The sequence below is a fragment of the Phyllobacterium endophyticum genome (genome assembly GCF_003010935.1).
Classification (GTDB): Bacteria; Pseudomonadota; Alphaproteobacteria; order Rhizobiales; family Rhizobiaceae; genus Phyllobacterium; species Phyllobacterium endophyticum.
Genome location: NZ_PGGN01000004.1, coordinates 701,287 through 708,842 on the forward strand (window position 1 = coordinate 701,287; position 7,556 = coordinate 708,842).

Consider the following 7,556-nt stretch of genomic DNA (forward strand, 5'->3'; position numbering starts at 1 on the left):
GTTCGACAAGCCATGAGGGAAGTGGGCGGGTTGCAAGGACATTCACCAGCGTTGCAAATGTGGCTCCCTGCAACCAAACAACCTCCCTCATGGTGAGCTTCTTCATCGTGAGTCTGTCCAACGAGCCACGCACTATCTCGATGCGCCTCACTCACTCTTGTTATGAGCAACAGTACCGGCCGTAAGGATCCTCAACACGCGGATAGCCTCTTCGCCGTCTGTCTTTGGCTGCACACGCGTTTGGATGCTCTCGATGAAACTCTGCAATTCCCGCGTAAGCGGCATGCCCTGTTCAACCTTGACGTAGGTCGGCTCCTCGGTGGTTGACGCCCACTGGCCATTGTCCTGCCAGATAGAATGTTTGTAGACCGCGAGCTTCTTGTCCCATGTTTCCATGTCGTCGAAAACGGCCATCGCCTTGGTTCCGACCACGGCCAGCCGCCGTTCGCGATAGGGATTGAGCCGCGAAGCAAACAGATGGCCGCGAACATTGTCCGGAAAGCTCAGATGCAGATGGGCGAAATCGCTCAAATGGTCCAGCACGGCCGCGCCCTCGCCGCGTACTTCAAGCGGCTCAGTCCCGGTGATCGCAAGGATCATCGAAAGGTCGTGCGGCGCCAGATCCCACAATGCATCGTTCTCGGTGTGGAATTTCCCGAGGCCGAGCCGGTGCGAATGGATATACCGCACCTTGCCGAGATCGCCTGCCCTGACGAGTTCGAGCAGTTTTTCGAAAGCCGGGTGAAAGCGCAGCACATGACCGACCATGAACATACGGCCATTGTCGTGGGCTGCTTTCACGGCCGCCTCGGCGTCCGGAACGGTCAGGGCGATCGGCTTTTCTACCAGCACGTCCTTACCGTGGCTGACCGCTCGAATTGCCGTCTGCGCATGAAATTGCGGTGGCAGGGCCATGACGATGCCATCGACATCCGGATGAGTGAAAAGTTTCTCGACCTCGATATGCTCGACACCCTGCTCGGCGGCAAAGCCGGCAGCACGATCGCTGTTCTGGTCGGAGACGCCATAAAGCGCGCCAAGGCTCTTTAATGTGCGGATATGGTTGCTCCCCCAGTAACCGCAACCCAGCACTGCAATCCGTGGAGCCATCTTGATCGCCTTGTTCATGTCGGCATCCCTTATCCGTACGACGAAACTATGACAAGTGCCGGAGGACGTAGTTCCAAGGGAATCGCCATTCAACGTTGCATTGCTGCTGTGCATGGTTCGACAAGATCACCATGAGGGACGAAGGAGTGCGGAGAGGACGACTACGGCCTTGGAGATTATTCTGCCAACGCCCCACCTCCCTCATGGTGAGCTTCTTCACCGTAAGCTTGTCGAACGGCGAACCACGCACAGCAGCAATGCAACTCCAGTTTCAACTGCAGGTGCGCCCGTCAGGGTGAATTCTTCGTAGGTATCGGCGTAACATTGCTTGACAGCGTGTTGCCACCCCCATATATCCCGCCCGTCCCTGTCGATTTTAGACAGCGCGTCCCTCCGGTCAGCTTTTTGAGGCAAACCATTCATGGGGTCGCGAGACACATGGGGCGAAGTAGCTCAGTAGGTTAGAGCAGAGGAATCATAATCCTTGTGTCGGGGGTTCGAATCCCTCCTTCGCTACCATTCCCTAAACGATAACAATTTCAATATTGTATGTAGCTTGTCGCGCTGTAGCTTGTCGCGCAGTTTTGATTTTTTGACAGCTGGTTTTAGAGCAAACAGGTTTCGGGACCAGGTGTTGAAGCGAAAGGCATTGCTTCGTCAAACTGCCTTCGACCTTTTCAAAATCGGTTCCGCATCGGGCGCGACAGTTCGCCATTGGGCATGTCATCGGAGAGGGGGGTGAAATTGAGTTGGCATAGCGTCCGAAGCTGGGACATAAATCCTGCATGCCTTGGACCAAGTACGAACACGTTACAGGCATCACCCGCGCCGCCGCCAAGAGGTGAACGGCGGCGAATTAGAAATAATACTACCTATGACTGACTACCGGTTTTACCCCAATGGAGCGTTGATTCGCTAGAGGATGATATCGTCTTGTGAAACCGTAAAGGGGGATTGCGTATAGATAATAAAATCGGAGAAGCCATCGCCATTGATATCTCCCTGAACTTGCACCAGACCACCGTCTCCGCTTTGATACTCGAATATTCCCAGTTCTCCCGCATGGTTAGTAAAGACCGGATTGCCTTCAATGCGTTCAACAATTGTGAACGCCTGTTTCCCCGCCTCAATCGAGTTGGCGTCAATCTGTGAGAGGTCAAGTTTGTCGCTTCCCCGATCAAATTCAATAGAGTCAGTGTATGCCTCCCAGTCGCCAGGGGTAGTCCAATTCTCATAACGATATGTATCTGAACCGCCACCTCCGTCTAATTCGTCGTGACCGCCCCCGCCTATCAGAATATCACTGCCGTCTTCCCCACGAAGGACATCCATTCCGTTCCCGCCTCGCAGTGTATTTTCGCCGGACGTTCCTATCAGCGTGTCATCAAAAGCGGAGCCTGTGAGGTTTTCAATATCGTACAGGCGATCCCCCGAAGCATCGTTTAAATTTCCAAAGGTCGTGGTTAAATTGACCACTACATTGTGTTGGGAGGTCGAATAATCGGCCATATCTACTCCAGCGCCGCCATTGAGCTGGTCTGCGCCCGCGCCGCCAACCAGCGTGTCATCGCCAGCCCCGCCATTGAGCGTATCAGCGCCCGCGCCGCCGATGAGCCTGTCATCACCGTTCATGCCATGGAGCGTGTCATTCCCGCCCAAGCCGATCAGGACATTTTTGTTGATATTGCCGGTGATCGTATCGTTGTGCCCCGAGCCGACGACGTTCTCGAAGTTGTTTGCAACGAGATCGCCGGTGGCATGACCGCCGCTGACGGTGATGTTGCCAAGGGTCAGTCTCGTCATGTTGACGGTCACCGCAGCACCGGAATTCTCATAGCTCAGCGTATCGATGTCAGCCCCGCCATTGAGGAGATCCGCTCCGCTGCCACCTTCGATGTAATCATTGCCACCTTCGCCATTGATGATATTGATGCCGCTATTGCCATAAAGTTGATCGCTGCCTAGGCCGCCATCGATATTGAGAATCAACGCCCCATCTGCCAAGGTAATCCTGTCATTCCCGGCAAGACCGCTGCCTAATAGCAAGGCCGGTGAGAGACCCGACGTTATTTTGACATCGTCATTGCCGGTGGTGCCATTGCCAAGCAGCGGATTGATTACCTCCGGCTTCCAAAGGCCATTATAAACTTCTAAAAATGCAAACAAGCTGGGGTCGATTGCCATGATCGTGGCTCCCATTCGGGCTGCACGGGCCGGTTTCTCCCCCGAGGCCTGTTGCTCTGCAGCCAACACATGCAATTGTACGCCGTTTTATTTAGAACGCAACAAACTATACTTAAAAATAGTTACATGCCTGATATTACTCGCAGAACTCTCGCCGGCCGCCAGAGATCATCTCAAAGTGTCTTCAAACGGCGTTTGAGACCGTCTCAAAGCCAAAGAAATGCGGCGCAAGGGATTGCCCTGCACCGCCCTTGTCTCACCTCAGAGTATGGGCAGCTTTGAGAGTTCGCCACGCATAAGCTGCAGCCAGCGGCACCACTCCATTACCGGCCGCGTCGGATCGGTCCAGCCGATCGGCCATCCCATCACCCAATCGGAAAAGTTCGGGTTGAAGGTCAGGTCGCCGGTCGAGGATCGATGACCAGCGTTCAAACCGATATGGAGGGGGTGCGAAGAGGGGAAGCGATAAGCTTTGGCCGGTGTTGCCCCGCATGCTTTCATCAGGAGCCACATGTGCGTCCATAGCCGCGTCACATTGCCGATCGCGATCTGCGACCCCGTCTGCGTCGGATCGTTGCGGAACTTCAGCGCATCGTTCTGAAGCGTCATCTCGACCCTGTTGCAATAACGGGATTTTGTCGGCGTGGGCCCTCCGCGAGCTTCCCTGAGAAACCCGTTCCGACTGTACCGATATAGAGCAGGCTATCGCCTTTCCGGGCCGCGAACACGCTGAATCGCCAAGGAAAATCCGGTCTTTTGGCTGCTATAAACAGGGCCTTTGGTCCGATTTCGCGGTGCAGGATTGATGCTATATTCAACTCCCGGCACGTCCCGGTCGGGAACGGGCCCTTCAGGGGGGCCCCAGAGCCCGATCAGCTGACACAATCCCAGCTGATCGGGCTTTCTTCGTTCCACTCCATCCAAGAACCCCGCGCGTCGAACACCTTCGGCAGCGTTGCCGATACATTCACTGCGATGCAGGGTCGGCCTCCTCCAAAAGCCGTAGCTTTTCCCCGGCCCTACTGCTTTAGCAGGTGTGCCTTAGTCTATTTTCGTATGCATGAAGCACAAGTCCCGAGACCCGCCGGCGCGGCAAGCGGGGTTAAGATGATGATCCGCATCCTGGGGAGGTGAGACAAGTAACAGGGAGGGAAACCAATGTCTTCAACTTCACGGCGCCCCGTGGCCCCCAGCCGGGCCAGGCGTCACTTCCTCGGCGTCATCGTCGCCGCCAGCGCCCGCGTTGCGGCCATGAGTACGGCCGCCGCTGCAATCTCCGCTTTGCCGGCCGAGGCCAAGCCCAAGGATAAACATGGCGATCGCGGCCCCAGGGGAGGCGGTAATAATTGCTTTCTGCGCGGCACTTCCATCAGGACCCCGGGAGGCGAGACACGCATCGAGGATCTGAAGATCGGCGATCTGGTTGAAACGGTGCGCGGACACGCGGTCCCCATCAAGTGGATCGGTCGCCGCACCTACAGGATGACCGGCCAGGCGTCGCATGAGAGCGTGATGCCGATACGCATTGCGCGCGGCGCCTTCGATGACAAGACGCCTCGACGCGACCTTTATCTTTCTCCCGACCACGCGCTGTTGATGGACGGTGTGCTGATCCGGGTGAAGGAACTCGTCAATGGCATGTCGGTTGTACGCGCCCTTCCCGCAAATGCGGGAACGATCGACTATTTCCAGATCGTCCTCGATAAACACGAAGTGATCTTCGCCGAAGGGGCTCCGGCCGAGAGCTTCCTGATGCGGGCCAACAACCACGAAAACTTCACCAACTTTGCCGAGTATGAACGTCTCTACCCTGCCTTTGCGGGCACCGCGATGGCGCCTTTCGCACCGTTTGCAGGCTATGAGGGCGGAAGAGATCACTTGAAGGCCCTCCTTCGCCTTGGCATCTCGCGTTTTGTTCAGGTGCGCGACCCGGTTCAGACGGCCTATGAAAGGGTTGCAGCGCGCGCCGGTCAATTGGTCAGCTGACCATCGCCGGCGTTCCAAACAAGAAACGGGGCGGCTCCGTGGCCGCCCCTCTTTTTTGCCGGTGCTGTTGCCTGTTAGACGATGACGAGAACGATCTCGTAACTATCGGGATCGACGATGACGATCCGCCCGTCAGCCAGCACGAAGTAGCGATAGCCCTCATATCTCGGGACCACCTTCACGATCTGCGGCGGCAGCGGCTGCAACTCGATGGTCCGCGGAACGGCGACACCGACATTCACCTCGAAGTTCACGTCGCGAACCGGTTCCGCCTTGGTCTCGGTAATGACCTGCTTGATCTCGGTCTGCTGTTCTGTCGTCACATTGATGCTGCCGGTCGTTTCGCTTGACGGCTGGTCGGTCGTCTTGGCCGTGTCATCGCTCGGCGCAGTTGTGCCGGACTTGGCGGTACCCTCAGTGGAAGTCGTACCCGACTTGGCGGTACCCTCGGTAGAAGTCGTACCGGTCTGGTCCTGCGGCTTGGTTTCTGCGCCCTGCTGCTGCGTATCCTGCGTTGACGGGGCCTGCGCCTGTCCTTCCGTCTGCTTCTTCATCTGGGTGCCGGTCGAGCTGTCGGCCTTCTGGCCGGCGGTCGTGTCCTGGCCGGCCGGAGCCTGCGCCTGTCCCTCGGTCTGCTGGTTCTTCTTCATCTGGGTCCCAGCCTGGCCTTCAGTCTGCGACTCGGCCTGCGGCTTCGTTGCGCCCTGTTCCTGGGTGCCTTCGCTCTGCTGGGCCGGTTTCTTCTTCAGCATTTCCGTTTGTGCAAGTCCTGCTCCCGGGGCAACGCCCAACGCCAGCACAAGCGCGCTCTTCAAGATGATATTCTTCATGGGATTATCTCCTTCTGGTTTATCGCAAGTGCCGGGAGCGCTTCGACGCTCCCGGCACTTATCTCTGCTAGTTGATGACGCGAACCACCGTCCTGTTCGAAGGATCGACGATCACACGCTGTTTGTTGACAACCGCATAGGCATATTTCGGATCGTCGGGGATCGGCACTACCCGTACTGTCTCCGGCAATGGCTTGCCGACGACGATCTTCTCGCGAACAACGACTTCTTCCTCGGGGATCGGCTGCTGTTCCACATAGGTTACGACCTCGCGCGGAGGCGGTGCGAGCACGGTCCCAACCACGGCACCGGCGACCCCGCCGACAGCGGCGCCAACAGGGCCACCAACGATGGCCCCGGTCACAGCACCGCCCGCGGCGCCATTGACCGTGCCCTCCTGCGCAGAGGCGGCAGTTGCAAATCCGAGCAATACAGCCCCCGCTACGATCAGTTTCTTGTTCATAACCAATTCCTTTCGACATCAGAGCCAAGAGGGACCTCCCGGGCTTCACCACGGGAGAGACAACATCGTCTCAAGTCCGGCTTTGCTGTCCGTCGCCCTTGGCTCGTCCTAACGTGGACGGCAAAGCTGAAAGGCAAACGTGATCGCTCTTGCACCGTTCCGAATTTGGGCTTCGGTCCGATCAGGGTGCGTATATCGGCCGGTCAAGTATCGGACCAAAGTCTGGTTGATGCGGGGCAAAGGTCTGAAATCCTTGGACAAACGCCCGACGGTGGAACAAAGCCTTCAGCCACAGGTTCCGACCCCGCGAACAATGAATTGCCACAAGGGAGAGTAATGATGAGACGGATCTTGCTTGCCACAGCCGTGATGCTTGCAGCCTCCGGCGTTGCCTATGCGCAGGACGCAGTCGTTGTCGATGTTCCACAACCGGCCCGTGAATATGTGATCGCGCATCCAACCCAACCCGTCACCATCGAGGGCGACATCGCCATCGGTACGGCGGTGCCTCAGAACGTCAAGCTGGTGCCGATCCCCGATAGCCCCGACTATGGCTATATCTACGTGGACAAGCAGCCGGTCATCGTGTCGATGAAGGACCGCAAGGTCGTCCACATGTCGAAGTAATATGGCGTCAGACAGGATTTCTGACTGCGAGCCTGATGACGAAATGGCTGATCGCCTTGGGTCAGCCGGGCTTGGCCGCATGATCTCCGGGAGAGGGTGCGGCCAAGCCACATTGTTCCCGGGCATGTTTTAAGACGCGCCATCTCGGCGGGGAGCGGCGCCTCACCTTATAACCCCGCCTCTGACCTCGGACGGCAGACCGGAACACGATCGGCCTGCCGTCTTTTCCTTGCCGGCCTCCCGCGCATCGCGGGCTCAATAGGATCCGCGCAGTGCGCAGACAGCTGGAATGGTCTTGAGGATGATGAGGATGTCCTGCAGCAGCGACCAGTTCTCGACATAGTGCTTGTCGAAGG

Annotated in this window: 7 protein-coding genes, 1 tRNA gene and 1 pseudogene; 3 read left to right on the forward strand and 6 right to left on the reverse strand. The window is 57.4% G+C overall.

Annotated features, from left to right (window positions below):
• Positions 1-147: 147 nt before the first annotated feature.
• Positions 148-1,110, reverse strand: a complete 963-nt coding sequence (locus CU100_RS21585) for a Gfo/Idh/MocA family protein (protein ID WP_106718714.1) — start codon at positions 1,108-1,110, stop codon at positions 148-150.
• 442 nt (positions 1,111-1,552) lie between these two features.
• On the opposite strand from CU100_RS21585, the gene CU100_RS21590 reads away from it, so the two are divergent.
• Positions 1,553-1,629, forward strand: a tRNA-Met gene (locus CU100_RS21590).
• A gap of 396 nt (positions 1,630-2,025) precedes the next feature.
• On the opposite strand, the gene CU100_RS21595 is transcribed toward CU100_RS21590, so the two are convergent.
• Complete coding sequence (locus CU100_RS21595) at positions 2,026-3,294, reverse strand: calcium-binding protein (protein ID WP_170113917.1); 1,269 nt, start codon at positions 3,292-3,294, stop codon at positions 2,026-2,028.
• Between the two features lie 261 nt (positions 3,295-3,555).
• A complete protein-coding gene (locus tag CU100_RS21600; protein ID WP_106718615.1) occupies positions 3,556-3,903 on the reverse strand; it encodes a hypothetical protein in 348 nt (115 codons plus the stop codon).
• A gap of 549 nt (positions 3,904-4,452) precedes the next feature.
• Here CU100_RS21600 and CU100_RS21610 point away from each other — a divergent pair.
• A complete protein-coding gene (locus CU100_RS21610) occupies positions 4,453-5,280 on the forward strand; it encodes a Hint domain-containing protein (protein WP_106718617.1) in 828 nt (275 codons plus the stop codon).
• 74 nt (positions 5,281-5,354) lie between these two features.
• On the opposite strand, the gene CU100_RS21615 is transcribed toward CU100_RS21610, so the two are convergent.
• Both CU100_RS21615 and CU100_RS21620 read right to left on the reverse strand, forming a co-directional pair.
• Complete coding sequence (locus tag CU100_RS21615) at positions 5,355-6,110, reverse strand: DUF1236 domain-containing protein (protein ID WP_106718618.1); 756 nt, start codon at positions 6,108-6,110, stop codon at positions 5,355-5,357.
• Between the two features lie 67 nt (positions 6,111-6,177).
• The gene (locus tag CU100_RS21620; RefSeq protein WP_106718619.1) at positions 6,178-6,573 is read right to left on the reverse strand and encodes a DUF1236 domain-containing protein; all 396 of its coding nucleotides are present in this window, start codon (positions 6,571-6,573) and stop codon (positions 6,178-6,180) included.
• Between the two features lie 336 nt (positions 6,574-6,909).
• Here CU100_RS21620 and CU100_RS21625 point away from each other — a divergent pair, with 336 nt between their 5' ends.
• Complete coding sequence (locus CU100_RS21625; RefSeq protein WP_106718620.1) at positions 6,910-7,200, forward strand: DUF1236 domain-containing protein; 291 nt, start codon at positions 6,910-6,912, stop codon at positions 7,198-7,200.
• A 255-nt stretch (positions 7,201-7,455) separates the two neighbouring features.
• Here the strand turns inward: CU100_RS21625 and CU100_RS21630 are convergent.
• A pseudogene (locus tag CU100_RS21630) lies at positions 7,456-7,556 on the reverse strand (sugar transferase); the annotation flags it as partial.